This is a genomic window from Pontibacillus sp. HN14, assembly GCF_021129245.1.
Classification (GTDB): domain Bacteria; phylum Bacillota; class Bacilli; order Bacillales; family BH030062; genus Pontibacillus.
This window is the reverse complement of sequence record NZ_JAJOLR010000002.1, coordinates 12,802-37,874: the sequence shown is the minus strand read 5'-3', so window position 1 is coordinate 37,874 and position 25,073 is coordinate 12,802. Positions and strand designations below refer to the sequence as shown.

Annotated in this window: 23 protein-coding genes, 1 pseudogene and 1 riboswitch; of the genes and pseudogenes, 6 read left to right on the top strand and 18 right to left on the bottom strand. The window is 43.3% G+C overall.

Going from position 1 to position 25,073, the window contains the following annotated elements; genetic code table 11:
• Positions 1-6 precede the first annotated feature (6 nt).
• Positions 7-885, bottom strand: coding sequence for a LysR family transcriptional regulator (locus LQ226_RS09455; protein WP_231417650.1), 879 nt, complete (start codon positions 883-885; stop codon positions 7-9).
• Between the two features lie 105 nt (positions 886-990).
• Between LQ226_RS09455 and LQ226_RS09450 the strand changes: the two genes are divergently transcribed.
• Both LQ226_RS09450 and LQ226_RS09445 read left to right on the top strand, forming a co-directional pair.
• Positions 991-1,986: a YeiH family protein gene (locus LQ226_RS09450; protein WP_231417649.1), complete on the top strand. Its 996-nt coding sequence runs from the start codon at positions 991-993 to the stop codon at positions 1,984-1,986.
• A 90-nt stretch (positions 1,987-2,076) separates the two neighbouring features.
• The gene (locus tag LQ226_RS09445; RefSeq protein ID WP_231417648.1) at positions 2,077-2,178 is read left to right on the top strand and encodes a YjcZ family sporulation protein; all 102 of its coding nucleotides are present in this window, start codon (positions 2,077-2,079) and stop codon (positions 2,176-2,178) included.
• Between the two features lie 270 nt (positions 2,179-2,448).
• Here LQ226_RS09445 and LQ226_RS09440 read toward each other — a convergent pair whose 3' ends face one another.
• The 6 genes and pseudogenes from LQ226_RS09440 to LQ226_RS09415 all read right to left on the bottom strand — a co-directional run bounded on the left by LQ226_RS09440 (position 2,449) and on the right by LQ226_RS09415 (position 7,929).
• Positions 2,449-3,438 carry a DUF4003 family protein gene (locus LQ226_RS09440; protein ID WP_231417647.1) on the bottom strand — a complete coding sequence of 330 codons (990 nt, stop codon included), beginning with the start codon at positions 3,436-3,438 and terminating at the stop codon, positions 2,449-2,451.
• Positions 3,439-3,547: 109 nt separating this feature from the next.
• Positions 3,548-4,018, bottom strand: a complete 471-nt coding sequence (ribH, locus tag LQ226_RS09435; RefSeq protein ID WP_231417646.1) for a 6,7-dimethyl-8-ribityllumazine synthase — start codon at positions 4,016-4,018, stop codon at positions 3,548-3,550.
• A 12-nt stretch (positions 4,019-4,030) separates the two neighbouring features.
• Positions 4,031-5,224 (bottom strand): bifunctional 3,4-dihydroxy-2-butanone-4-phosphate synthase/GTP cyclohydrolase II, encoded by a 1,194-nt coding sequence (locus LQ226_RS09430; RefSeq protein WP_231417645.1) that lies wholly within the window; start codon positions 5,222-5,224, stop codon positions 4,031-4,033.
• Positions 5,225-5,250: 26 nt separating this feature from the next.
• Positions 5,251-5,898, bottom strand: a complete 648-nt coding sequence (gene ribE, locus LQ226_RS09425) for a riboflavin synthase (protein ID WP_231417971.1) — start codon at positions 5,896-5,898, stop codon at positions 5,251-5,253.
• Positions 5,871-6,979 (bottom strand): annotated as a pseudogene (gene ribD, locus LQ226_RS09420) (bifunctional diaminohydroxyphosphoribosylaminopyrimidine deaminase/5-amino-6-(5-phosphoribosylamino)uracil reductase RibD). The gene ribE and the pseudogene ribD overlap by 28 nt, the downstream one beginning before the upstream one ends.
• A gap of 172 nt (positions 6,980-7,151) precedes the next feature.
• A riboswitch (FMN riboswitch) is annotated at positions 7,152-7,296 on the bottom strand.
• Positions 7,297-7,482: 186 nt separating this feature from the next.
• A complete protein-coding gene (locus LQ226_RS09415) occupies positions 7,483-7,929 on the bottom strand; it encodes an OsmC family protein (protein ID WP_231417644.1) in 447 nt (148 codons plus the stop codon).
• 224 nt (positions 7,930-8,153) lie between these two features.
• Here LQ226_RS09415 and LQ226_RS09410 point away from each other — a divergent pair, with 224 nt between their 5' ends.
• Positions 8,154-9,623, top strand: coding sequence for a phytoene desaturase family protein (locus tag LQ226_RS09410; protein ID WP_231417643.1), 1,470 nt, complete (start codon positions 8,154-8,156; stop codon positions 9,621-9,623).
• Between the two features lie 9 nt (positions 9,624-9,632).
• Here the strand turns inward: LQ226_RS09410 and LQ226_RS09405 are convergent, their stop codons facing one another.
• Entirely contained in the window at positions 9,633-10,832 is a 1,200-nt protein-coding gene (locus tag LQ226_RS09405; RefSeq protein WP_231417642.1) for an MFS transporter, read from the bottom strand.
• A 594-nt stretch (positions 10,833-11,426) separates the two neighbouring features.
• Here LQ226_RS09405 and LQ226_RS09400 point away from each other — a divergent pair.
• Positions 11,427-12,347 carry a hypothetical protein gene (locus tag LQ226_RS09400; protein ID WP_231417641.1) on the top strand — a complete coding sequence of 307 codons (921 nt, stop codon included), beginning with the start codon at positions 11,427-11,429 and terminating at the stop codon, positions 12,345-12,347.
• 45 nt (positions 12,348-12,392) lie between these two features.
• Here LQ226_RS09400 and LQ226_RS09395 read toward each other — a convergent pair whose 3' ends face one another.
• Entirely contained in the window at positions 12,393-12,695 is a 303-nt protein-coding gene (locus LQ226_RS09395) for an EthD family reductase (protein ID WP_231417640.1), read from the bottom strand.
• Between the two features lie 150 nt (positions 12,696-12,845).
• Between LQ226_RS09395 and LQ226_RS09390 the strand changes: the two genes are divergently transcribed.
• Both LQ226_RS09390 and LQ226_RS09385 read left to right on the top strand, forming a co-directional pair.
• Entirely contained in the window at positions 12,846-14,177 is a 1,332-nt protein-coding gene (locus tag LQ226_RS09390; RefSeq protein WP_231417639.1) for a cytochrome ubiquinol oxidase subunit I, read from the top strand.
• 3 nt (positions 14,178-14,180) lie between these two features.
• On the top strand, positions 14,181-15,206 hold the full coding sequence (locus LQ226_RS09385; protein ID WP_231417638.1) for a cytochrome d ubiquinol oxidase subunit II: 1,026 nt from the start codon (positions 14,181-14,183) through the stop codon (positions 15,204-15,206).
• Positions 15,207-15,249: 43 nt separating this feature from the next.
• On the opposite strand, the gene LQ226_RS09380 is transcribed toward LQ226_RS09385, so the two are convergent.
• The 9 genes from LQ226_RS09380 to LQ226_RS09340 all read right to left on the bottom strand — a co-directional run bounded on the left by LQ226_RS09380 (position 15,250) and on the right by LQ226_RS09340 (position 24,872).
• Positions 15,250-15,894, bottom strand: coding sequence for a hypothetical protein (locus LQ226_RS09380; RefSeq protein WP_231417637.1), 645 nt, complete (start codon positions 15,892-15,894; stop codon positions 15,250-15,252).
• Positions 15,894-16,088 carry an SE1561 family protein gene (locus tag LQ226_RS09375; RefSeq protein WP_231417636.1) on the bottom strand — a complete coding sequence of 65 codons (195 nt, stop codon included), beginning with the start codon at positions 16,086-16,088 and terminating at the stop codon, positions 15,894-15,896. The genes LQ226_RS09380 and LQ226_RS09375 overlap by 1 nt, the downstream gene beginning before the upstream one ends.
• Positions 16,089-16,199: 111 nt before the next feature.
• Entirely contained in the window at positions 16,200-18,236 is a 2,037-nt protein-coding gene (locus LQ226_RS09370; protein ID WP_231417635.1) for a bifunctional diguanylate cyclase/phosphodiesterase, read from the bottom strand.
• A 176-nt stretch (positions 18,237-18,412) separates the two neighbouring features.
• A complete protein-coding gene (locus LQ226_RS09365) occupies positions 18,413-19,147 on the bottom strand; it encodes a hypothetical protein (RefSeq protein WP_231417634.1) in 735 nt (244 codons plus the stop codon).
• A gap of 120 nt (positions 19,148-19,267) precedes the next feature.
• The gene (locus LQ226_RS09360; RefSeq protein WP_231417633.1) at positions 19,268-20,050 is read right to left on the bottom strand and encodes a TerC family protein; all 783 of its coding nucleotides are present in this window, start codon (positions 20,048-20,050) and stop codon (positions 19,268-19,270) included.
• Between the two features lie 227 nt (positions 20,051-20,277).
• Entirely contained in the window at positions 20,278-20,463 is a 186-nt protein-coding gene (locus tag LQ226_RS09355; protein WP_231417632.1) for a hypothetical protein, read from the bottom strand.
• A gap of 539 nt (positions 20,464-21,002) precedes the next feature.
• Entirely contained in the window at positions 21,003-22,742 is a 1,740-nt protein-coding gene (locus LQ226_RS09350) for a phospho-sugar mutase (RefSeq protein WP_231417631.1), read from the bottom strand.
• Between the two features lie 12 nt (positions 22,743-22,754).
• A complete protein-coding gene (locus tag LQ226_RS09345) occupies positions 22,755-23,504 on the bottom strand; it encodes a MurR/RpiR family transcriptional regulator (protein WP_231417630.1) in 750 nt (249 codons plus the stop codon).
• Positions 23,505-23,612: 108 nt separating this feature from the next.
• The gene (locus tag LQ226_RS09340; RefSeq protein ID WP_231417629.1) at positions 23,613-24,872 is read right to left on the bottom strand and encodes an EAL and HDOD domain-containing protein; all 1,260 of its coding nucleotides are present in this window, start codon (positions 24,870-24,872) and stop codon (positions 23,613-23,615) included.
• Between the last annotated feature and the right edge of the window lie 201 nt (positions 24,873-25,073).

The window sequence follows — 25,073 nt, the reverse complement described above, 5'->3', positions numbered from 1 at the left end:
GCGGGGTTATTTGTGAGATTGTATGAGGTTATAGAAGACGGTGGTGGCTTTGGTGTGCATAGGTTTCTGGCGCAGGAGGATAGAGAAGCTTCGTTTTAAGGTGGCTTTTGGCAAATCAATGACCTCTAAGGTTTCCATAGCCATCTCTTTACGGATCGTCCACAGTGATAGGAATGTGAGACCTAGTCCTGCCTCCACCGATTCTTTTATAATTTGGGTGCTTCCAAACTCCATTCGCTCTGTTGGGTCAATTTCTACATTTTCAAACATGCGCTCGGTTGCCTCCCGAGTTCCTGATCCCTTCTCTCTTGTAATCCACATCGCTTGCTCTAAATCATGTACCGTAACTTCTTCTTTTTGTACTAGTGGGTGGTCGTGTGAAGCTACAATCTTCATTTCATCATCAGCAAACGGATGCACATCAATAGAAGGCTCTTCCACCTCTCCTTCAACAATCCCAATATCAAGCGCCATGTCTGCTACCTGTTTAGCGATATCCTGAGTATTTCCTATCGTAATCTTAGGGTGAATCGACGGATACTCTTTTCGCATTTGTGCAATAATGCGTGGTAACACATATTCCCCGTACGTATAGCTTGCTCCAATGGAAAGCTCTCCTTTGGGCTCATTATATAATTCATGAATTAAATGATGCATCGTCTCCTGATGCCCAATCATCTGCTTGGCGTGCTCATAGACGATCTCGCCTGCTTTAGTCAGAACCATTTTCTTATAGGTTCGATCTAACAACTTAACGCCCATCTTGGACTCTAATGATTTAATGTATTGGCTTACAGCTGGCTGGGTCATGTAAAGGTGTTCCGCTGCTTTCGAAAATCCCTGTTGCTCGACTACGGTAATAAATACTTTATACATATCATTCATTTTAAACACCTCGCATTATAAGCGATTACTTATAACCTATATTATTATGATTTATTTCACTTATAGACCTACCAAGCGTAACATAAATCAACGGAGGTGCACGTTATGTATACATTCTTATCTCGTTCTCCGTTCCTTGGAGGAATTGGGTTTACCTTTATATTAGCCGCTTTCGGAATTTTACTGGCTGGGCTACCAGGCTTTCAGTACATTGGCGCTTTAGCCACTTCCATTCTGTTAGCGATTTTGTTTCGCCAATTGTTCGGTTATCCTACAGCCCTTGCTTCTGGTTTGCAATTTTCCACGAAGAAATTACTTCGGGTTGCGATTATTTTATTCGGATTGAAACTCAACATAGACGTTGTTTTAAATGAAGGTCTTGGCTTATTAGCTAAAGGAGCTGGCACGATTATTGTAGCTATAACCTTAACGATGATCCTGTCTCGCTGGTTTAAAGCAAATACAATGATCTCCATGCTTCTGGCCGTTGGAACAGGAGTATGTGGAGCTGCTGCGATCGCTGCTGTGTCTCCAATCTTAAAATCTAAAGAAGAAGACACTGCCTTAAGTGTTGGCATTATCGCCCTTGTAGGAACCATCTTTGGTATTGCCTATACCATCATCGGTCCACTTCTTCCCCTATCAGCTGAACAGTACGGAATATGGTCTGGTTTGAGCCTGCATGAGATCGCTCACGTGGCACTAGCAGCTGAACCGGCTGGCGAAGATGCTCTGGCTATGGCTCTCCTTGCGAAGTTAGGAAGGGTGCTGTTATTAATCCCTCTTTCCTTTATCCTTGTATTTTGGATGCGTCGTAAACGTCACGATGAGACAGAGGCACAAGTGAACTTCCCATGGTTCTTAATTGGTTTTATCGTCATGAGCTTAGTAGGGACGTATCTTTTAGGGGACGTCATTCCGACATCTGAAGCTTTCTTAACAGGGGTTTCACATGTCACAACATTCTTACTGGCCATGGCGATGAGTGGCCTCGGACTTAACGTAAGTCTAGCCAGTATTAAATCAAAAGCAATGCGCCCTCTTGCTGCAATGCTTATCACCTCTGTCGTACTGTCCTTTATGGCTTACTTTGTTTTATAAAGTGAAACCGTGACACCCGCCCTGCCCCTTTTACGGGAAACGCATATGGTATGAGAGAATACCATATTCCAAATCAAAGAGGTGGAGCACATGTCTAACAGTTATGGTGGAGGATTTGCTTTAGTAGTTGTGTTATTTATTCTTCTAATTATTATCGGCGCTGGAGCGTTCAGCGGCGGATACGGATACTAATCCCAAAAGCATAAGCCCCCCGGTTAGCAACGTATAGACTGGACTGAGCCGGCGTGAGATAAAGGAAACACGATGAGCATACGCGAATCGATGTTGACTTATCGATCAGAGGTGAGGGAAGTCTACTAGTTGCTGGGGACTGGAGCTAGATGTAATCCCAAAAGCATAAGCCCACCGGTTCGCAACGTATAGACTGGACTGGGCCGGCGTGAAATTTTGGAAACACAATGAGCATAAGAAAGCGGGCACCCTTAAGGGATGCCCGCTTCTTTATGATCCGTCTCCACCGCTTGAAACCACTGCAGAACTGCTAGCGAGAACCGCCACCATTGCCGCTTGCTGAGCTTGGATAATGGCCTCCACCGCCGTATATAAACTGGTTTCTATGAACCCTGTATCTTCTGTCCGTTCACTAACAACCATATTTGTGGCAACCTTTACGTTCATTTCAGGATACCATTTGAACAACTTCTCTTTTCCGAGCTTTTCGGATAGTTGTTGCACCTTAGCTACATACTCGGTTCCATCTTCCATTAAGGCCAACATCCCCATCTCAGGATAATAAGCTTGTTTTCCTTTTAAACCATGCTCCACGAATGCTGATTTTACTTGTAAAATTCGATCAACCAGCACTTTCTCCGGCTCCTCTGAAGGAAGGGCAAGAATATGGCTAAGAAACTGTAGTTGATTCCCTTTTGTAAATCCTTTCTCATTTAAATGAGCGTAAAAGGCTTCTACATAATTAATAAGAGCCTCTTCCTCCTTATCCACTTCTCCTAACAGCACAGAAAGGGGATAATCGGTGTTCGTTGTCAGAAATGGATGTTCCACACGCATTCCTTTGTAAATCGAGCGGGCCCGCTCTACAAGGGGTGAATTTAATTCTTTATGTTTCAAGAAGTGAACCATAGCGGCAATATAGGTGAAGACCCCGCGCTGAAACTTCTCATCTACGAACCCTTCATATACTTCTAAGTATTTATGAAACATCTCTTCTGGTTCTTCAAAATAAATATCTAGCATAGCGGCCGTCGTAAACCTGGCTTGCGACTTTAACGTTGAAAACATGCCTACTTGGTCTTTTATATAATCGCTCAGACGTATGAAACGTTCCATATCAAACTCTTTTTCATTCACCATATACATAGAAGCAATCATCATATGGATTTGATTATTAGAGACTGACCACTTTAGCTTCTTTTTCAACCTATGAGTGATGTCTATATATCGATTCATCTTGTATGCTAACTGTTCTTCCAAGAAAACACGCTCCTTACCGTTCAGTTTCTAGTATAATCTACGGGCGTGTCCATTGTTTTGTTTCAAAAAATGTAAAAAAGAAGGCGTAGCGCCTTCTTTTTGTTCTGCCTTATCCTTCAAACGATTTGTTTAGCGTAGCCATTTCGATCGCAGCTGTAGCTGCCTCAAATCCTTTATTCCCAGCTTTTGTACCCGCACGTTCAATCGCTTGTTCAATCGTTTCCGTTGTAATGACTCCGAAAATAACAGGAACTCCTGTCTGCATCGCAGCTTGAGAAACTCCTTTGGCCGCTTCTCCGCAAACGTAATCAAAGTGTGGAGTAGATCCACGAATAACGGCTCCAAGTGTAATAACTGCGTCGTATTTCCCCGTATCCGCCATGCGTTTTGCGATCATCGGGATTTCAAAAGCGCCTGGTACATAAGCTACGTCTACGTCCTCTTCTGCTACCCCATGACGCTTAAGGGCGTCTTGAGCTCCTTCGTTTAATTTACTTGTGATGAAATCATTGAAACGTCCAACAACAATTCCTACTTTTAAACCTGTACCAACTAAGTTGCCTTCAAATGTTTGTCCCATGTTTACGTCCTCCTAATAGTGAAATAGATGTCCTAATTTGGATTGTTTTGTGCTTAAATACCGCTCATTCTCTTCGCGTCTTTCGATTTGAATCGGAACGCGGTCGACAACTTCTAGACCATACCCTTTTAGACCTGTAATTTTCTTAGGGTTGTTCGTGAGTAAGTTTAATTGAGTAATGCCAAGGTCTTTTAAGATTTGAGCTCCAATACCATAGTCTCTAAGATCTGCTGCGAAACCTAGCTTTTCATTCGCTTCGACTGTATCCAGTCCTTGTTCTTGCAATTTATAAGCGTGCATCTTGTTCAGAAGACCAATGCCACGACCTTCCTGACGCATATAAAGAAGGACCCCTTTACCAGCTTCATCAATTTGCTTTAAAGCAGCATGCAGCTGTGGTCCACAGTCACATCGATACGAACCGAATACGTCACCTGTTAGGCATTCTGAATGAACACGGACTAGAGTTGGCTCATCTGGTTGAATGTCCCCTTTCACAAGGGCCACATGTTCTTTGCCATCAATCTCATTTGAATAGCCAACAGCTCGGAACTCTCCGTATTCAGTCGGTAAATTAATTTCTACTTCACGCTGGACTAGCTTTTCTTCACGGTTTCGATATTGAATAAGATCTTGGATCGTAATCATCTTTAAATCATGTTCGTCTGCCATCTTACGAAGATCTGGTACGCGTGCCATTTCACCGTCGTCTTTAATAATTTCACAGATGACACCAGCCGGTTGTCCACCTGCTAGCTTCGCTAGATCCACTGCGGCTTCTGTATGACCTGCTCGTCTAAGCACGCCTCCTTCTTTAGCTAAGAGAGGGAAGACGTGACCTGGTCGTTTGAAGTCTTGTGATTTTGCCTCTGGACTTAGAAGCTGTTGAACCGTGACGGAGCGCTCTGCAGCTGATATTCCGGTTGAAGTTGTTTTGTGATCAATACTGACCGTAAACGCTGTACCGTGAGGGTCTGTGTTGCGCTCAACCATCGGAAACAGTTCTAAGCGATCAGCAAGTTCTTCTGTTACAGGTGTACACACGAGCCCTTTCCCGTAGGTGATCATAAAATTAATGACTTCAGGGGTGGCGTGTTCAGCAAGGGCAATAAGGTCTCCTTCATTCTCACGATCTTCATCATCACAAACAATGACGACCTTCCCTTGTTTCAAATCGTTTAGTGCATCTTGTATCGAATCGAACATATTCGTTCACTCCATTTTTGTGAGGATTATTTAAATCCGTTTTCTTCTAGAAATCCAGCTGTAATGGTTGAGGGGTTCGTCTGTTGTTGTTTCGATAGGAAATTCACAACATATTTACCGAGCATATCAATCTCCATATTCACTTGGTCTCCTGTTCCCTTCTTACCGAGCACCGTGTGTTCAACAGTATGAGGAATAAGAGAAATCGTAATCGTTTGGTTCTCAACTCCAAATACCGTTAAGCTTGTGCCGTCTACAGCTACGGATCCTTTATAGACAAAGTAATCCATCAGCTCTTCCGGCAGTTCGATCGTATAGTAAATGGCATTGGATTCTTGTTTCTTACTCGTTATGGTGCCCACACCATCAACGTGTCCTGAAACCATATGACCACCGAAACGACCATCAGCTTTCATGGAGCGCTCAAGGTTCACAGGACTCCCGGTGCCGAGCTCATTTAAGTTTGTAGCATGGAACGTCTCAGGCATCACATCAAACCGCGCTTCTGTCTGAGTAAAATCCGTTACCGTTAAGCATACGCCGTTTACGGAAATGCTATCCCCGAGATGTACATCTTCTACTACCGTTTTAGCATCAACGGTTATTTCCATTGCTTCTTGCCCTTTTTTGATTCCTTTCACAGAACCTACTTCTTCAATAATTCCAGTAAACATCGTTTCACCTCTATTGATTAGGTTTTGATACGATTTTGATGTCGTTGCCAAGATGAATCACTTCTTCGATCTTTAGGGACATTGCTTCTTCTAAGGAATGTATTCCTTGGCCGCCAATTGGAGTTGGGGCATCATGCCCTCCAATCACTTTAGGTGCGATGTAGGTGATCATTTGCTGAACCATGCCTGCTCGTACAAACGCATCATTCACAGTTGCTCCGCCTTCTACATACAAGGAAGTGACCCCTTTTTCACCAAGCAGATGCATCACGTCTTCAATCGCTATAGTAGGACTCGTCATCGTGATGACTTCTACATGGGAATAAGCGTTATACGCCTCTTTCTTTACTTGATCAACTTGATTCCCCGTTATAATCCAAGTAGGGGCTTCAGGGTCCTGAATTAAGGGAGTTTCTATAGGAGTGCGTAAATGTGTATCCAGTACAATTCGGATCGGGTTCTTTCCACCGTCAGGTAAGCGTGTTGTCAGCCTTGGCTGATCCTTTATCACGGTGTTCACACCAACTAAAATAGCGTCATGCTTATGACGATCCTTATGGACATCTGCGCGCGCTTCTTCACCTGTAATCCACTTGCTCTCACCTGTGGCTGTTGCAATCTTTCCGTCTAACGTCATCGCGCTTTTAAGAGTTACATAAGGTATTTTAGTTGATATAAAGTGATAAAAGACTTCGTTCAAGTTGTCAGCCTCTTCTTTTAATACATCCGTGACCACTTCAATACCAGCTTCCCTAAGCTTCTTGATCCCTCTCCCTGCTACTTGTGGATTTGGATCAAGGGTCGCCACAACAGCTCGCTTAATTCCGGCTTCTACAATCCGGTCGGCACATGGAGGTGTCCTTCCATGATGGCTACATGGCTCAAGGGTTACATAAATGGTTGCACCTTCAGCATCTCGTCCAGCCATATCTAGCGCATGGACCTCAGCATGGGCATGGCCTGCTTTCAAATGCGCTCCCATACCAACCACTTCTCCATCCTTCACTACTACAGCACCAACGGATGGATTCGGGGAGGTCTGCCCGATTGTGGCCTGAGCCATTTCAATTGCCGTTCTCATATACCTCTCGTCCTGGTTCACATTCCCACCTCCTTATCTTTGTCCATATAAAAAACCCTGAGGAAGATACACTTGCCCCAGGGTCTCATGTGAGTGTTTTAAAAAAACGGACATACGTCCAGAATTTTCTGACTACGGCTGGTTTTATACTTATCACCAGTAAAGTCTACTCCTATTCCTTCTCCCATCCGGACTTTAACCGTCGGCTTTGGTTTCTCACCAAATCAACCGCAAAGCGTACTCTGCGGGTCGCGGGCTAGCAAGGCAAAAGCTTGATCACCGCCGGTTGGGATTTTCACCCGACCCCGAAGGAACTATTCGATTATCAAAATACGATTGTACACCTACACTATAATTTATTTTACAACCACACGCAACGAAAAGACACCGCTATCTGGCCGAATCACTTCCCTGCTCTAAAGTGCTAAATGGTGTCTGACACCCTTTCGCGCTGTAAACCAGTGAAGGGTGTCAGACACACTGGGCCGCTTTAGTGCAGTGAATCATTTTACAGTAAGAGTTGGATCTAGAGAAATCTTTACATTCCCTTTTACTGCTCGAGAGATCATACAGCTTGATTCAGCTTTTTCAACGAGCTTTTTAAGCTTCTCAAACTGTTCCTCTGTTGCCTCTTCTTTCAGAGAAACGACGGGACGATGAATGATTTCATCATATGAAATGACGCCTTTCGTTACATCTACAATTCCTTCTGAGGTCATGCTCATTTCGTTTAGCGGAAGCTCAGCGCGCTCAATCATTGCCCCGAGGGTGATGATATAGCACGTCGCAGCCGCTCCTAAGAGCATTTCGTCAGGATTAGTCCCGATCCCTGGTCCGTCCATTTCAGGCGGAATTGAAATTTCTGTTTTAAGTCGATCTGTTTCGATCTCCCCCACTGTATTACGGCCACCAGGCCACTGTGCAGTAAGTTGAAAATGATGCTTCGGCATGTGAGTGCCTCCTTCTTCTACTAAAACAATCTTCCCCAAACGTATCACACCTCCCACTTAAAACAAAGTCACCCGCTTTAACACAATAGAGCAGTGCAGGGTGTCAGACACCCTGCACTGCTCTAAAGCATCATAGCGTGCCTGACACCCTTTAGCCTACTAACGTGAGACAGGGTTACTGGGGTGTTGTATAATGTTTGGAAAGTATGGAAAGGGGTGAGGGAATGGAGCGGTATGATGTGATTGTGGTTGGGGCTGGATTTGGCGGATTAACGTCTGCTGCTTTGTTAGCGAAGGCTGGGTTTTCCGTTGGGGTCCTTGAAGCTTCTAATGAACTTGGTGGATGTGCAGGCAAATTTGACCGACATGGGTATCGCTTCGGAGCCGGTGCAACGGTCGGGATGGGTTTTGAAGAAGGCGGTGTTTTGAAGCGTCTCTTTGAGGAACTGGATGTAGAATTACCGCCCATGACTTCGCTTGATACGATCATGAATATTTACACGCCCCATGATACCATTCACTATTACCAGGAAACGGAACGTTGGTTTCAAGAAGTAGACCGTGTTTTCCCTAATCGCAGCGAGCAAGTCAAGCGCTTTTACAATGAAGTGTTTAAAATTGGCGAACGAATTGATCGGCTTCTTCTGGACCTCCCTGTCTTCCCGCCCAATAGATGGAGAGATTGGCCGAAGCTTTTCAAGTACGTTAATGCTAATTCGGTTGCCCTTACGCCGTACCTGACCCAAACCGTTATGGATCGCTTGAAGGCCTATAACCTCCATCAAGACGAAATGTTTCTGTCTTTCTTAAATGGTCAACTGATGGACAGTGTTCAAACAACAGCGGCTCATTGCCCGGCTTTCTTAGGTTATGCGGCCCTTCAAACCTTTCATAAAGGGGCCTTTTCAGTCGAAGGAGGACTCGCGACCATCGCCGAGAAATTAGCTGACTCCATTAAAGCAAATGGTGGGGATGTGTTACTCAGACGACCTGCACAACGGATTGTCCCCCAAGTGGACGGCTGGATGGTCTCAAGCAGAAGGGAACGCCAGTATCAAGCGGGTAGGGTCATCTTAAATAACTCCCTCCATAATTTCCACCATCTGTTCGAGGATTCCGTACACAAACAATCTGTTGTACAAAAGGATGATTTAACGGCTTCCTGGGGAGCCTTTATGCTCTACCTTGGTGTTGAAGACGTTTACCCAGGAGATGTGCTTTATCACCAGATTATTCAGGATCAAAACAAACCTTTATCAGAGGGAAATCAATTCCTCCTCTCCTTTTCTGGCAAAAACGACCGGAGAATGGCTCCAGAAAACAAGAGGGCCATCACCATCTCAACGCATACCGAAGTTGCCCAGTGGTGGAAACGGGATGACTACGAAGCATTAAAAGAAACCTATACAGAACGCATTCTAACTGGCATTGAACAATATTTCCCTTCATTCAGATCGACCATTGATGTTTTGATGCCAGGAACCCCTGTTACATTTGAACGTTTCGTTAAGCGTGATAAAGGACGTGTAGGAGGGTATATTCCAGATGGTCGCTTCAGCTGGTTGAAGAGCCAATCGATCTACACCGGACTTGAAGGAGTTTATGCTTGCGGAGATACGGTTTTCCCTGGAGCGGGGACACTCGGAACTTCCTTATCCGGTTGGATGGTCGCAAACGAAATTCAAAAGAGCTAATCCAATGGATTAGCTCTTTTCACTTGAATCAAGGGATAGCCAATTGACCAAAACAAGAACAACACATAAAGCCGCAAAGCTATAATAGATCAATCCAGGCGCTTCTTTCATAAAGATTGCAATCACAGGAGGACCGGCAGCCACGCCTACAAAACGAATGCTGCTATAGATCGACGTAATGGTTCCCCTTTCTTCTTTAGGGATCCCTTCTGTAATAAAGGCATCCATACAGGGTAAAGCTACCCCAATGCCAGCTCCAGCTACTGATAAGAGGAGTAAAAAGACCAGCAATCCTGTATCACCCCTGACAAACAAGAAACTAAGAGCTGCCACGCTGTTCCCTGCTACAATCATCCATTTCATAAACGTTTTATTCTCCCCAATCTTACACCCAGACGTATAGGAAGCGATGCACAGAAAAAGGAGAGGAACAGCTAAATAGAAACCTTTCGTTACCCCTAGCTTCTTAAAATCATCTTCTAATACATTTGAGAAGTGAAACAATAAACCAAATAAAACAAACATAAGCACCCCACCTGTTATAAAAACAGAAAAGATCCAGTGCTTGTTCTCTTTAATTAAATCCTTTGTATTCTTCACAAACTGACCAATCGTTGATTTCTTCTCCTCTTCCTTATCCTTTGGAACCTTTACAAGAAACATGACCAGCAGAATCGAAACGAGAGAAAGGACCGGAATAAACAGAAATGGAAAATACCAAACCACCACAGCCAACAATGCACCTAGTATAGGACTAAGCACCTTCCCAAATGTATTCGCTGTTTCAATAATTCCAAGCCCTTTGCTGATCTCTTTTTGATCCTTAAACATATCCCCAACGGTTGGAATTACAACAGGGAACGCCCCTGAAGCCCCAATCCCTTGTATGAATCGTCCAACTAAAATAAGCCAGTAGGGATTCTCCATCAACCAGGCTGCAACCGTTGCAATCCCTCCTCCTACTGCGACCGTAATTAGACTTGGAATGATAATTTTCTTCCTCCCCCATTTGTCAGACAGGTAGCCAAACACGGGAATGAGGGGAATCGCTATTACTGAATAAATGGTGATGATTAAGCTAGACTGGAAAGACGTGATGTTCATTTCCCGCTCCATCAGGGGGAGTACGGGGATTAACATTGAATTCCCGAGCGTCATCATGAGGGGGATGGACGCTAGAGCAAATAAGTCCCACCGTTTGTCCTTCATACACATTACTCCTACTATTAAAGATAAATTGCTATAGCTATTTTGTGTCATTTAGGGTGTGTTCCATCCCCCTCATTTATTGGAATTTCAATAAGCTCCATCTTCCGAAATGAAGGGAGTGTTTCCGTTTGCCGAAATTGAGTGTAAGGTGGTCCTGGAAACCACTCGCTTTCCTGTGGGGAGCTGGTGAGCCTCCTCAGCCGGCAAGCCGGCTTCCGGGGTCTCACCTAGATTGAAATGTGCAAGCGTGGTGCCTAGGACCGTACGGATAAGACAGCTTTTTGGAAAAGGCGTTTAGCCTTTGGAAAAAAGATGACTTATCGCGCTAGGTCCTCCACGCTGGAACTAGCCTAGGCTCCACTTCCCGCGGGAGTCTCGCCGTCCCCGGGCAAGCCCTACCTTAAATTTGAATAACGCCTCCACGTAATGTGGGATGGAAGGAACGCAAGCTTTTTTAGATACAAAAAACCAACGATCTCAATTCCAAATGTTCGATATAAAAAGGCGATATAAAACCATTTAAAATCAAAACCAATTTTACAAAAGGCGTATGCCAAAAGAGATGATACAATAGAGAAAAAGGAGAGGATTTTCATGAAACAGTTATCACAGGAGGCTTTTAAACGGGCGCGCAATTGGGTCATGATGAATGGGCGGCCGCTTGAGCAGGCTTTGTTTGCACATGAGTTTGAGAATGGGCCGGCTGATGATGTTTTAAATGCCCTTCATGCCTATCAGAACGTGGATGGGGGTTTTGGCAATGGCTTAGAGCCGGATATTCAGTTGCCTGATTCGTCCCCGATTGCAACGTCGGTGGCACTTCAGCACTTGGTTCGGTTTGCGGAGGAGCCTAAGGCAGATACAATGATCCGCGAGGCGATTCGTTATTTGGAATACTCATTTTTAGAAGAAAGACAAGGTTGGTTGGCTGTACCTGAGAAAAGTAACGATTTTCCTCATGCATTCTGGTGGACGGTCCATGAGAACGGAATGTCTTGGATTGATGCGAATTGGGGGAATCCTAGTGCTGAGTTAATTGGCTACTTGTACTTATTTGAAGAATACGTAACTGCCTTACATATTCCAAAGTTAATCGATCAAGCGATCCAGCATTTCCTAAGCTTAGAGTCCTTCGATTCTGAACATGAGGTGTATTGTTATTTGCGTCTATTCGCGATGGTTCCATCTCAGCGCACTGAAAAGGTAGAGCGACAATTAACGAAAGCTGTTCAATCGCTCGTTAAATTGGATAGGGAGAATTGGGAGAACTATGTACCATTCCCACTTAAATTTATCCCCTCCCCTGGCTCTCCTGACTTTGGAATTCCGTCTTTTAAAGTCGAAGACAACTTGGATTTCTTTGTAGAGAAGATCGAAGAGAATGGAAAGCTAACGCCTACATGGGAGTGGAATGATTATCCAGAATCTTGGGAGAAAGCTTACCAGCACTGGAGTGGTATCCTTACAGAAGGTACTCTTAGTGCTTTAAGCCGCTTTGAGCGTCTTTCCAAATAATCTACAAAACCCGGTTTTAGCATGGCGCTAAAACCGGGTTTTTGTTTAATCTGTAATAATCATGCCCGGAGCTTCTGTTAAGTACTGCATAAGATTGTCTACGTCCGCTTGTACCTTCTGCCACTGATCAGATGCCAAAGCTTTTTGTAAACGGTCTTTGTTGTCAAATTCAATTTCAGTCACTTGATACACATCCTGTTTCGTATGAACAGAATGAGAAACGGAATGGATGACGGTGTTGATGACACCCTCCATCGAATTGGCTAAAGGCATATGGATTTCTTCATAATAATCTTTAAATGCTTGTTGATCCGTCGGGGGCGGATACATGACCATGATTTTTGCCATCTTAATCCCTCCTGCATCTTTCATTCCCCTATCCTCCGTACGACAAACAACGATTCACCCACTTGGAACACCCTCCAAATCCATGCATAAATTCCAAAAGGTATCGGCATAACTAAACTGACATCGAAACCAATAATGAGGTGAGTAGTGGTGGATACAGTTATGCTGGCACGTGCTCTATTTGGCACGTCTCTTGGCTTTCACATTATTTATGCCACGATCGGGGTAGGTGTGCCCCTGATGATTATCGTGGCTGAACTTATGTATATCATTACCAAAGACGAAGATTACAAGATCATGGCAAAGCGATGGACAAAAGGCTTTGCCATCTTATTAGCTGTTGCGATTGCATCAGGAACCATAGTAGGGGTATTAATTTCTCTCTTATTCCCTGGATTCATGCAAATCGTCGGGCAAGTCATTGCCTTACCTTTCCAAATTGAGATCTTTGCTTTCCTAATAGAAGCCGTCTTTATGTCGATCTACCTCTATGCAGCTGATCGATTACCGACCCCGCTTCGCTTAATCAGTATCATTTCTGTGGCCATTGGGGCCGCTGCATCAGCTATTTTAATTACCGATGCTCATGCCTGGATGAACACACCGGCCGGTTTTGAAATGAATGCTAACGGAGAAGTCATAAACGTGAATCCTTGGCGCGCCTTTTTTAATCCGAGTTTTGCCGTTACCGCTATCCACGTTACGGTATCTGCCTATATGACCGTTGCCTTTCTTGTTGGATCCATCGCAGCAGCTCGCTTGCTTAAAAGTACGATCACAGATCAGGAACGCCGCTACCATAAGAAGAGCATTACGCTTGCGATCTACATTGGAGCAATCATGTCTCTTGCTACAGCCATAAACGGACACGAAACGGCTCAGATGCTCCATGAATACAATCCTCGTAAATTAGCGGCAGCAGAAGGTTTGTTTGAAACCACTACACATGCCCCCCTCTCTGTCGGAGGTTGGACATCACGTGAAGATGAAGAAGTAAAATATGCGATTGAAATTCCTTATGCCTTAAGTTTTCTGGCAGGTGACCGCTTTGACACCGAAGTCAAAGGGCTCAAAGAGTATCCTGAAGAGCTATGGCCTCCCCTTTTCGTCCATACTTTGTTCAACGTCATGGTCGGAATCGGCACCATGCTTATAGGCTTATCCTTCTTCGCGATCTTCTGGAGATGGATTCTGAAAAAAGAGCTCCCCGGATGGATGCTTGCTCTCTTTGTAGGCGGAGGACCTCTTGCGATTATCGGAATTGAGGCCGGGTGGTGCTTTAGCTGTATAGGCAGACAACCCTATACCATTGTCAATGTCTTAAAAACCAGTGACGCCGCCACTCACGCTAATAACGTCGGAATCTTATTCGCTTTATTTGTGACGCTCTATTGTATCTTGCTTATTGTAACCGTAGCCGTGATGGTCTCCTACTTTAAGCGTCACCCTGTAGAACCAGAACTTGTTGAGAAAGGGGTATAAGAAATGGAAGAATCCTTACTGGCTGTCGCAATCCTTTGGAGTATTCTTTTTCTATACTCTATTACCGGGTCTATGGACTTTGGAGCTGGTTTCTGGGGTATGGTGTACGGAAAAAGAAAAGATTCGACAGCTTCTAAAATAGCAAACCGATTCCTCTCACCTACCTGGGAAGTGACAAATGTATTTCTCGTATTATTTGTCGTGTCTCTCGTGGCGTTCTTCCCTTTCGCCGCCGGTATGCTCGCTACTGTTCTCTTGCTACCAGTCGGGCTTGGTCTGATTTTATTAACCATTCGTACAACCTTTATGGTATTTGAAGGGAAGACAGAACGATTTAAAGATCTTCTGCGCATTACGTCCGGGGTGACAGGGTTAGTCCTTCCCGCACTCCTTGTTAGTATATTACCCATAACACTTGGGGGCTTCATAGCTTTTGAGGAAGGCTATCCGCAATTGTTATACGGAAAGCTATTATCTAGTGTGACGGTTTACATGCATATTGCTTTTGGCCTTAGCACGGCACTCTTTCTCTCTGCTTTGTTCTTAGCCGATTATGCACGTGAAGCAGGTGATGAGACGGCTTACCATACGTATCGCCGTCACGCAATCTGGCTTGGACCTTTATCTTTAATTATTGCGGTCTTAACGATATTCACTATGCCAGAAGAAGCATCCTGGATCGTAGAAAATTTCCGCGAGAATATGTATGGTTTTGGTATGTCCGTCACGCTGTTTTTAATCGGGTATGTATTGCTGTTTGTTAAGCGACCAAATGGTGATGTTGGATACTCCCGCTTGTCCGTTGTGTTTGTCGTACTTCAATACGGGTTTGCCATTTATGCCTACGGATCGGCTCATTTGCCGTATATGGTGTATCCTCATTTAACTATTGAGGAAGGATTCACAAATCCAACGATGTTTAATCAATTACTCATCGCTTACATCATTGGACTTTGCATCCTGGTTCCTGCTTTCATTCTTCACTGGAAACTGTTCCTAAAAGATAAACGCTATTTAAAACAAGACTAAAAAAAGAGCATGAGATCGCTTTTCGATCCCATGCTCCTTTTTATTAACGATAACCTTCTTCGTCTTTTTCCTGCAAAGAAATGAGAATATAAATAAGCGGTCCGAGTAGTGGCAAAAATCCTAACGGCCAGTAGCTCTTTAGTGAGGAGCCCTTATGATAGTAAGTGTGATGCGCAATCCCTAGCAAAGAGAGAAGGGTCAGCATTATGAAATCGATCGTCATCGTATGTACAAACCGTGACTCCAAAAAGGCTTCTTGATAGGCAATCATACTTCCATATCCTACTCCGTATCCCACTAAACCAACTGATAAGATAAGAAGGACAAGCGGGAAAGTGCGTCCTTTGAGAATCTCATACACCTTCTCAGAAGTACGATTCTTTCTTTTACGGCTTTCATAATGAAAGATAAAGTATGGAAATAAAGCGAAAGCTCCTAAAACAAATGAACCGAGCACAAATGGCCACGCTGGTATGGAAGCACGATCTTCGGTCACTAAAAGGATCGCAAAAACCATAGGCCATACGCCAAGCAAACTAAAAACGGCTACTAACATAGGATCAGGAGCATCCATTGTTAGTATTTGCGTAAGGTAGTCGGTATCCCCTTCTTTAATAGGAGCTAGAAAGAAGGCATAGACGATAAAGAGAAGCCAGATCGCTAACATGATGGACTTCAGTTGTCTCATTAACGATCAGCCTCCCAGTCCTTTTTAAAACGCTCAATCTTCCCTTCAATATCTTTCATCATTTGTAATAAACGATCCAAGTCTTCCGGGTCGGTATGAGCGCTATCCATTGACTCAACCACCTCCGACAGCATATGAAATCGGTTCGTTAAGTATTGAAGCTGCGATGCTTTATCTTCTACGGATTTCCCCATATGATCCCTCCTTTCTATTCTTTTCTCTAACCTCTTTTATAATAAACCTTTCAATCATTCTTATTACGACAAAAACCCCGCAACCACTCCCCGTGACTGCAGGATTTTTAACTATGATAAAATTTTTCGATGTAAGAGGCATGCCTTCTCAACTTCCTCTGGAAGAAGAGGCTTGAAGTAATAGTAGCCTTGTATATAGTCACAGGAATACGAATGAAGAAGGTCAGCCTGGTCGGCATGCTCAACTCCTTCAACTGTCACTTCCATTCCGAGGTGCTGTGCCAATGAGATGATGGTGGATACAATCGATTGTTGCTTCTGATCATGAACAAGATCGTCCACAAATGACTTATCGATCTTTAGTGTATCAATCGGTAACCGTTGTAAATAATTTAGTGAAGAAAGGCCTGTCCCGAAATCATCCAGGGCTATGCGGATTCCTAATTTCCTTAGGTGATCGAGTGTATTAACCGCTTCATCAATATTTTTCATAACGGAGGTTTCAGTGATCTCGAGTTCAACCTTACTTGGGGCCATGTTGTATTCCCCAACTAAGTCATGAACCATCTTATAAACGTTCCCGTACTGAAAATGAATGGCGGAAACGTTAATCGAAACGCGATCAATTGGAATGCCAGATTCCTCCCACACCTTCATCTGATGGATCGCTGTACGCATTACCCATTCCGTAATGGAGACAATCAGTCCGTTCTTCTCAGCCAAAGGAATGAATTCTCCCGGCGAGATGGAACCAAGAGAGGGGTGATTCCAACGAATAAGGGCCTCTACTTTATTAACCTCAGAGGTGGTCGCTGTCACTTTAGGCTGATACCTTAATGTAAACTGCTCCCGCGAAGCTGCTTGGCGGAGTTCTGATAAGAGATAACGACCTCGTTCATTTGAATGAACAGAAGAACTGTAGATCTGAATCGTATTCCGGCCAATTTCTTTTGCATAATGAAGGGCTTGTTCCGCTTCACTAAATAGATCATCTTCGCAATCTGGATCAAACACTTTCATACTCGCTCCAATGGATAGAGTCGTCTTAAACTGAAACTGTTCATAGGAAAATGTCATCCCTTTTATCTTCTCTTGAATGTCTTCAAGCATATGCCATAGTTGGCTGTACGACACATCTTTTCGTACTAAGACTCCGAAGCGATTTCCGTCAAGGCGTGCAATGGTTAAATTAGGATTGTCAAACGCCATAATAGCCTCACCCAGTTGGGATAGCACCTTGTCCCCTGCCTTGTACCCAAATGAGTCATTTACCCATTTAAAGTGATCGACATCAAATAAAATACAAACAATCTTATGTTGCTTATTCCTGGCTTTCTTCAATAACTCTTCGTATTTCATAAGGAAATGCAATCGATTTGGTAACCCTGTAAGCAAATCATAATACGCTAAGTGCATCGTGCTGCGGTTTTCGACTCGTGAGAGCAAGATAACAGCAGATAACACAAGCGACATAATTAAAGAAACAGATAAGATCAGAAATACTTTGTTGCCAGTCACTTCCGTAGACAACTGCGCTCCCTCTTCGATATAAAAACGGACGGATTTCATACCAATGTAATGCATGCTAGCAATCCCTCCTCCCATCAAGAGGGCGCTTAATCCTTTATAAAAAACAAATTGCTTGGATTGCACTACTTTAAAGAGTAAAAGTGCTATAAAAGAGACGACTACCGCTACCATTAAAGAAAGGAAGACATAGCCTATATTATATTCCATGCTCACCCCTGGTATGGTCATGGCCTTCATCCCTAAATAATGCATCGATGTAATCCCTATTCCCATGAAAAAGGACGAACTGAGTGTAGGAATTCTTCCTGCGATTTCTTTATCTAAAATATAAAAAGCTATGTAAGAGGAACCAATTGCAGGAATAATCGATAAAAAGGTCATCCACCAGTTATAATGCACCGGCAACCCCACTTCAAATGCTGTCATTCCAATAAAGTGCATCGACCAGATGCTTAACCCCATCGTTGTCGCACCGACACCTAGCCAAATCCGTTTCATTTCTCTTCTTGAACGCATGATATGCTGACAGATATCTAATGCGAGGTAAGAGCCAATAATGGCCACCGTAATTGAAAGTAAGACAATTTCTTTGTCGTAATACCCCAGTATTTCTTGCATGCATACCACTCCCCAAAGCCACTGGGTCTTTTTATTTAGATTTTATTACATAATTGGAAGAAGTGGAATAGTTTACATTGTTAATATTTTTAAGAACCCGGAAAATAAGAGGTTATCCTGTAGGTTTGCCATTCATCTACCTACAAAAAAAAGAGCCCAGACACGGGCTCTTCTTTCTATAAACCGAATGGATTTAACATGTTATTAATCATTAATTCCTCAGAAAGTATGCGGAACACGATAAAGAATGCGATGTGGAAGATCAACGCTGCATATAAAGGATCCAACTTACTGGATGGCGTCCGATAACTGTAAATAGTCAACGTTGCACTAATAAAGATTCCTGCTATCCCTAATAACGCAAGGTAGCTAACTAGCGTATACATGGTAAGAATAGAGCACACGAAAGCAAGGACTACAAGAACGGTAGGGGCAATCATCCAACTGCCAAACCGGGCTACAACAGACTGAATCGATAGCTCAGAATGACCTGGCTTTACCACTCCGAAGAGTACACCAACACATACAGCCATGAGGAGTAACAAATAGAAGAAAGGCTGAATGACAACGTTAGAGAAAGAAATGCTCGCCCCCATAAAACCGCCTACTGTTCCTTTTAAAAATACGAAGATGGATAAAGGTATAAACAAACAAAATAAAAGTATTGTAATAATTCCATTCACAAATCCAACCCCACTGCTTGTTTCCGCTTGCTGTGTAGGGAACTTTACTGTGTTTACAACATGATGCCAATAGTTTTTGGATACTTGCTTGCCTTGATTCAAGTACGTCTTCGCCTGGCTTGATTGTTCTGGTTCACTTGAAGCTGCGACTTGCTGAGTCATCTCACACTTCGGGCAAGATCCGTCCTCTTCAACGGGAGCCCCACAATCTGTACAATATTGTTCCATCAACTCACCTCTCCTTACTTCTTGTTAGACTTTTCAAGTATAACAATTTGTTTCCAATTCGTGTGAAAAAGCCTTATAAAAGAAGTAAGAAGTCCTATAGAAGGACTTCTTTTTTAAAAGTTAAGATATAGTGTCATGCTCTGCTTCTTCTTCAGTGCTCGATAAGAACCAGCCAGCTACTGCAATAAGAACGAGGACACTGTAGAAGATGACCTTCCATAACACAGAATGAGCGAAATCGTGCGGAAGGATGTGCAGGGAAGGGTGAGCAAGTACGGTTATAACCAACTTCACACCAACCCATCCTACAATTACGAAGGCCGCTGTCTCTAGACCAGGCTTTCGTTTTAGCAGATCCACAAATTTATTAGCCGCAAATCGCATGATGATAATACCGATCATCCCACCCGCTAATACAACAAGAAACTTACCACCATCTAGACTTCCAATGACAGGAAGCGGGGTTTCCGGTAACGAAACAGCCAAGGCTACCGCCGCCAGAATCGAATCTACCGCGAAAGCCATATCTGCTAGTTCCACTTTGAAAACGGTCATCCAAAAACCGCTTTTCTTCTCCTCTTTCTTCTCCCCGTCCTCGTCATCGTCTTCTTTTCCTTTTACCCTTTGCTTCCAAAGATGATTAATCGAAATAAAGATTAAGTAAGCCGCTCCGAGCGCTTGAACTTGCCATACATCAATTAGGAACGAAATAATGAATAACGACCCTGTTCGTAATACAAACGCTCCTGCCAATCCGTAAAATAGTGCTTTTTTACGTTGTTCTTCAGGTAAATGTTTAACCATTACAGCTAAGACAAGCGCATTGTCTGCTGCTAAAACACCTTCTAACAGGACTAGAACAATTAATACCCAACCATATTCAAATAACAACTGAAATTCCATGACCTCTCTCCTTTTTTCCATTACTAAAAAAAATAGCCTTACCAACATGTGGTAAAGGCCATTAAAAAAGACCTTTACACATGCATGTGTAAAGGTCTTGCTAACAACGTGAACGTTGCCAATAAAGCCGGAGATTTCTCTCGCAATGACGACTTTATTGTGCAGCTACTCCCCTTTAGGAACCGACTATTTAATTATCTTAATCATATTCATTTCTCACGTATTTGTCAATAATAAAATAGTCTTCTCGTATTGTTAGCTATAACCTTTACGCTCCGCCGTCTTCCAGCGCCATCACCTGATTGCTTTTGCCTGCCGTGCAGATCAAGCTGTCCGACTTTTTCTTGATTCTCGTTATAGATATCAGTTTTCCCCGCTGAGAAGAACGTATCCTCAAAATATCGAATTGACATCCCTTTTCCTCCTACCAGACGTTTCACCTTTATACAAGGCTCTGTTAAAGTTGGTTGTTGATTTTTACACGTCACATAGTCCCTAATATGGGGCGCCGGAAAGTGGAATAGTTCCGTTAGCGTTAGTTAGAGCGTAAGGTGGTTCGGGAAATCACTCGCTTTCCGCGGCGAGCTGGGAAGCCTCCTCGTTCGCTTGCGCTCTCTGTGGGGTCTCCCCTAGGCTCCTTCTGCCGCAGGAGTCTCGCAATTTCCCGAACCACCTTTTCCGTATTTAGAATAACGGATACATGCCATATTAGAAAATAGAGTTGAACCTACGCGACCACCCACAGCCGTAGGGCCGCCTCGTGTGGGGCCGCGGAAAGCGAGTCGTTCCCCAGACACCCCAAGCACGAGTCAATAAAGACGGTCCTATCTACACTTAAATGTCTCAGCTTTGGGTATTGAACAAGACTATAAAATAACAACACTAAACGATAACAGATCCTTATATTAAGAAAACACCTATCTTCCATGAAGGAAAACAGGTGTCCTAAGTTTTACTTAACCGATTCTTGAATAACACTTTCCATTTTCGAAACCATTGCTTCTTTCAGCTCTTCCAAACGCTCTGCACTTGTTTCCGGAGCGTCTGTTTTCACTCCGAAGTAGCATTTGATTTTAGGTTCTGTACCGGATGGGCGGAGACAGCACCATGCGTCTTCTTCCAAAATGTACTTCACTACATTTTCTTTCGGAAGATCGATGGTTTCAGATTTGCGTCCATCTAAGAACGTACGAGTTTGATCGGAATAGTCCTCTACAGCTATGACTTTATAGGAACCAATCTGACTCGGCTGCTCTTCGCGGAAATGATCCATAATTTGTTGGATCTTCTCCGTTCCTTCTTTTCCTTTTAACGTAAGGGAGTGTAACCCTTCGAGATAATACCCATGGCGCTCATACAGACTTCTAAGAGCTTGGTAGAGGGTCTTCCCTTCTTGACGCCAGTAGGCAGCTAATTCACTTGCTGTGATGGCTGCTTGAACGGCATCCTTATCACGAACATATTCATCCACTAAGTAGCCATAGCTCTCTTCAAAACCATACAAGAATGTGCCATCGCCCGTTTCGTTAAAGGCTTCAATTTGTTCAGCTATAAATTTGAAGCCTGTCAGCGTTTCGATCATGCGGGCTCCGTAATGTTCGGCTACTTTTCGTCCCATTTCAGTGGTTACAATGGTCTTAATGACAGTAGCATCTTCAGGAAGTGGAGTCGTTTGAGAAAGGAGATAGTCAATCGTTAACGTTCCTAGCTGATTTCCCGTTAACACTTCATATTCCCCTTCTTCATTCTGAACAGCAACACCTAACCGATCCGCATCAGGGTCTGTTGCAATTAAGAGGTCTGCACCTTTTTCTTTTCCTAATTCAATGGCTTTTGCAAAGGCTTGATGCTCCTCAGGATTTGGAGAAGAAACTGTTGAGAATTCAGGGTCCGGCTTCGCCTGTTCCTCAACAACATGTACATTTGTAAATCCGGCCTGTTCTAAACCATTTAAAACGGGTTGATAAGCTGTGCCGTGAAGAGGCGTAAACACGATCGAAATATCCGATTGTTCACGAATCATTTCTGGGTTGCGAATAATCCCCATTAACCGTTCCATATAGGCCTTGTCCACATCTTCTCCAATCCAGTTCAACAAACCGTCTCTCTCGATTTCTTCCTGATCAAGGACAGGGACAGTTAATTCACTTTCAACACTGTTTACATAGGAAATTAACTCATTTGCCTCAGCAGGAGGCATTTGAGCCCCTTGGTCGTTATACACTTTAAACCCATTGTACTCTGGAGGGTTGTGACTAGCTGTAATCATAATCCCAGCTGCCGTTTGAAGGTGGCGTACTGCGAAAGAGAGGTATGGAGTTGGGCGAAGAGATTCATACACATATGCTTTAATACCATGTGCTCCTAACACACGCGCTGCCTCAACACTAAATTCTTGAGACATGTAGCGAGAGTCATAAGCAATCGCGACGCCTTTATCACGTGCACCCTCAATGTGTTCAAGCATGTAAAGTGCTAGCCCTTCAACTGCTTTTCGGATCGTATACGTATTCATTCGATTGGTGCCTGGCCCTAATATGCCACGCATTCCACCTGTTCCGAATGTCAGGGTTTTATAAAAAGCGTCTTCTAGTTCAGCAGGATTTTCTTCCAATTCCTTGAGCTTTACTCCAAGATCCGTTTCTAATTCATCGTATTGCTTCCATTTTTCGAAAGTTGCTTTCCAAGTCATTTGGTATCCCCCTTATGGTTTTCGTGTCTTACGTATATACGATTCAAACAGCATATCTAAAAGAAGTGTTAATGTGGCTCGTACTGTAATATCAAAACCTGCATAGGAGGCTTTAGGCACGCGAGCATTGATCGATAACGAGGTTAACTGCGCCAATGAACTTGAAGTGGTATTCGTTATGGCGACAGAGCGAATGCGACGTCCGTTCAACTGTTCAATCAAATCGAGCAAGAGTTCCACTTCTCCACTCGAAGAGATGCATAGAACCAAATCCTCTTCTTCAATCCAACTCGGTAAAAGATGGATCATATGAAGCTCGTACACATAAGTGGACGTCTGATTCATTTGCATAAGCTTCTTGCTTAAATACTCTCCTAGAGGCTTCGTGAGCCCTATAGCGACAACAACAATTCTCACCGCATCTTTCATGGCATCGGTAATTTCTTCAATTACACGCCCGTCTATGGAATTTAACGCATGTTCCATAATGTATTTATATTGATCTACTATGTTATCTGCTTTGGCTACAGATGTGGAGTGGTGGTCCCTTAGAACATACTTTAGTTCAGCGAATCCATTCAATCCTAAATGGTGGCACATCCGTACAACGGTTGTCGTTGAGACATTGTTTACTTCTGCCATCTCAGTAAGCGACATTCGTTTCGCTTCCCCTATATGGGCTTCTATATAAGCTAGAACATGACGCTCAGCATGTGTAAGTAGATGTACTTTGTCTGTAAATAAATCAACTGGTGTCTTCATATTCCGGCTCCTCTGTGGTCATTCGCCCTAAATTATAACATAATTCAGACAAGTAAATGAGGTCATCTTCATGACAGATGACGACAAAAAGCGCAAATTTCAATTAACCTACGCGTTTGTGCGACTATAATTGTCGAAAAGCCTCAACAAGTCTTGTGCCCATTCAATAGCGTAACGGTATTCACCAAATAGCGCACCTTGTGGCATATCGAACGTAAGACATCGATCACGTATCTCCCCCCACTCAGCTTTCTCGATGGAAGTACATAAATCCAATGCTTCCTTATACTCATTCGAGAACCCCATTAACGCTTCCTTGATGTCTCGATGAAGAGGAAGTTCCACAACGCACTCTTCCATTGGTCTTTGTAGAAAGACAGGGATACACGATAACATCCCCGTTAAGAAAAAGCTGGATGCTTCCTTCTCCTTGCCGATCAAATAGGAGATTCGTTCACATAATTTGGCTCGTATGTAACAAACCTTCATGACTTCATAAGGAATCGAATCGGTCTTAGCACCCATTTCCTTCAACATTAATACATAGGCCCACTTCTTCACCTCATCAAATCCTAGCAACATTATAGCTTGAGCGATTGATTTAATAGGTTCGATGCGACGGTAGGCTAAAGAATTAATAAGCTTTAATAATTTATAAGATAGCGATACATCTTTTTCAATCTTCTCTGCCACCGCTGAGACGACCGGTTCAGGTTGAGACAATTCTTTAATTAACTCGATATGTTGGAAAGCAGGAAGAGATGTATCGTAGGAGGTCATGATGACAGGCTTACTGAAAAAGAAGCCCTGGTAATAGGCAAAACCTAATGTTTTCAACTCCAGATACTCTTCGTAGGTTTCTACTTTTTCAGCTAATAGTTCTAATCTGTAGGTACTGATTTGGTCTTTTAAAGCTTTGATTTCTTGAATGGAATACTGACGAATATCTACTTTCACAATATCCGCTAGATTGAGTAATTCATTTATGTATGGTTGATTCTGGTGGTAAACAAAATCATATAAGGCAATCTGGTATCCTTTAGCCTTCAAGATGCTACATCTGTCTACAACCTCCGCTGTTAAAGGAATGTTCTCCAACACTTCAATAACAAGCTGATTATGAGGGAAACAAAATGGGAGTTCGCTTTTGAGCAAATTCTCTGTGAAGTTTACAAAACATTTCTTTTGGTCTGCTATTTTACTAAATCCCATATGGTAAAAACTATTCAACATCACTTCTGCTGTCGCCTGATCCCCATCAATCCCTGTGAAGCCTTGATCCAACTTTGAACCCCTATACAACAGCTCGTAAGCCATGACTTCACATTGATTATTAAATATGGGCTGCCGCGCTACATATACCTCCATAGAAGCACACCCTTCTTCCGTACTATATACTCAAATATATCCCATATTTTACAATTTAGGAACTCCTTTTTGTAAAGATTGATTATGATGCCCCTGCATAGATTCCATTTTTATAAGAGTACACCAATGAGAAAAAGGGAATTTCCATTTTGTATAGAACCAACTATAATTAAGAAAAAGACTCAAAATAAGAAAGTAGTG

Coding starts and splice junctions, on each gene's coding strand:
- LQ226_RS09455 (WP_231417650.1), bottom strand. CDS start 885: ATGAATGATATGTATAAAGTATTTATTACCGTAGTCGAGCAACAGGGA.
- LQ226_RS09450 (WP_231417649.1), top strand. CDS start 991: ATGTATACATTCTTATCTCGTTCTCCGTTCCTTGGAGGAATTGGGTTT.
- LQ226_RS09445 (WP_231417648.1), top strand. CDS start 2,077: ATGTCTAACAGTTATGGTGGAGGATTTGCTTTAGTAGTTGTGTTATTT.
- ribH (WP_231417646.1), bottom strand. CDS start 4,018: ATGGGACAAACATTTGAAGGCAACTTAGTTGGTACAGGTTTAAAAGTA.
- LQ226_RS09430 (WP_231417645.1), bottom strand. CDS start 5,224: ATGTTCGATTCGATACAAGATGCACTAAACGATTTGAAACAAGGGAAG.
- ribE (WP_231417971.1), bottom strand. CDS start 5,898: ATGTTTACTGGAATTATTGAAGAAGTAGGTTCTGTGAAAGGAATCAAA.
- LQ226_RS09415 (WP_231417644.1), bottom strand. CDS start 7,929: ATGCCGAAGCATCATTTTCAACTTACTGCACAGTGGCCTGGTGGCCGT.
- LQ226_RS09410 (WP_231417643.1), top strand. CDS start 8,154: ATGGAGCGGTATGATGTGATTGTGGTTGGGGCTGGATTTGGCGGATTA.
- LQ226_RS09405 (WP_231417642.1), bottom strand. CDS start 10,832: ATGAAGGACAAACGGTGGGACTTATTTGCTCTAGCGTCCATCCCCCTC.
- LQ226_RS09400 (WP_231417641.1), top strand. CDS start 11,427: ATGAAACAGTTATCACAGGAGGCTTTTAAACGGGCGCGCAATTGGGTC.
- LQ226_RS09395 (WP_231417640.1), bottom strand. CDS start 12,695: ATGGCAAAAATCATGGTCATGTATCCGCCCCCGACGGATCAACAAGCA.
- LQ226_RS09385 (WP_231417638.1), top strand. CDS start 14,181: ATGGAAGAATCCTTACTGGCTGTCGCAATCCTTTGGAGTATTCTTTTT.
- LQ226_RS09380 (WP_231417637.1), bottom strand. CDS start 15,894: ATGAGACAACTGAAGTCCATCATGTTAGCGATCTGGCTTCTCTTTATC.
- LQ226_RS09375 (WP_231417636.1), bottom strand. CDS start 16,088: ATGGGGAAATCCGTAGAAGATAAAGCATCGCAGCTTCAATACTTAACG.
- LQ226_RS09370 (WP_231417635.1), bottom strand. CDS start 18,236: ATGCAAGAAATACTGGGGTATTACGACAAAGAAATTGTCTTACTTTCA.
- LQ226_RS09365 (WP_231417634.1), bottom strand. CDS start 19,147: ATGGAACAATATTGTACAGATTGTGGGGCTCCCGTTGAAGAGGACGGA.
- LQ226_RS09360 (WP_231417633.1), bottom strand. CDS start 20,050: ATGGAATTTCAGTTGTTATTTGAATATGGTTGGGTATTAATTGTTCTA.
- LQ226_RS09355 (WP_231417632.1), bottom strand. CDS start 20,463: ATGTCAATTCGATATTTTGAGGATACGTTCTTCTCAGCGGGGAAAACT.
- LQ226_RS09350 (WP_231417631.1), bottom strand. CDS start 22,742: ATGACTTGGAAAGCAACTTTCGAAAAATGGAAGCAATACGATGAATTA.
- LQ226_RS09345 (WP_231417630.1), bottom strand. CDS start 23,504: ATGAAGACACCAGTTGATTTATTTACAGACAAAGTACATCTACTTACA.
- LQ226_RS09340 (WP_231417629.1), bottom strand. CDS start 24,872: ATGGAGGTATATGTAGCGCGGCAGCCCATATTTAATAATCAATGTGAA.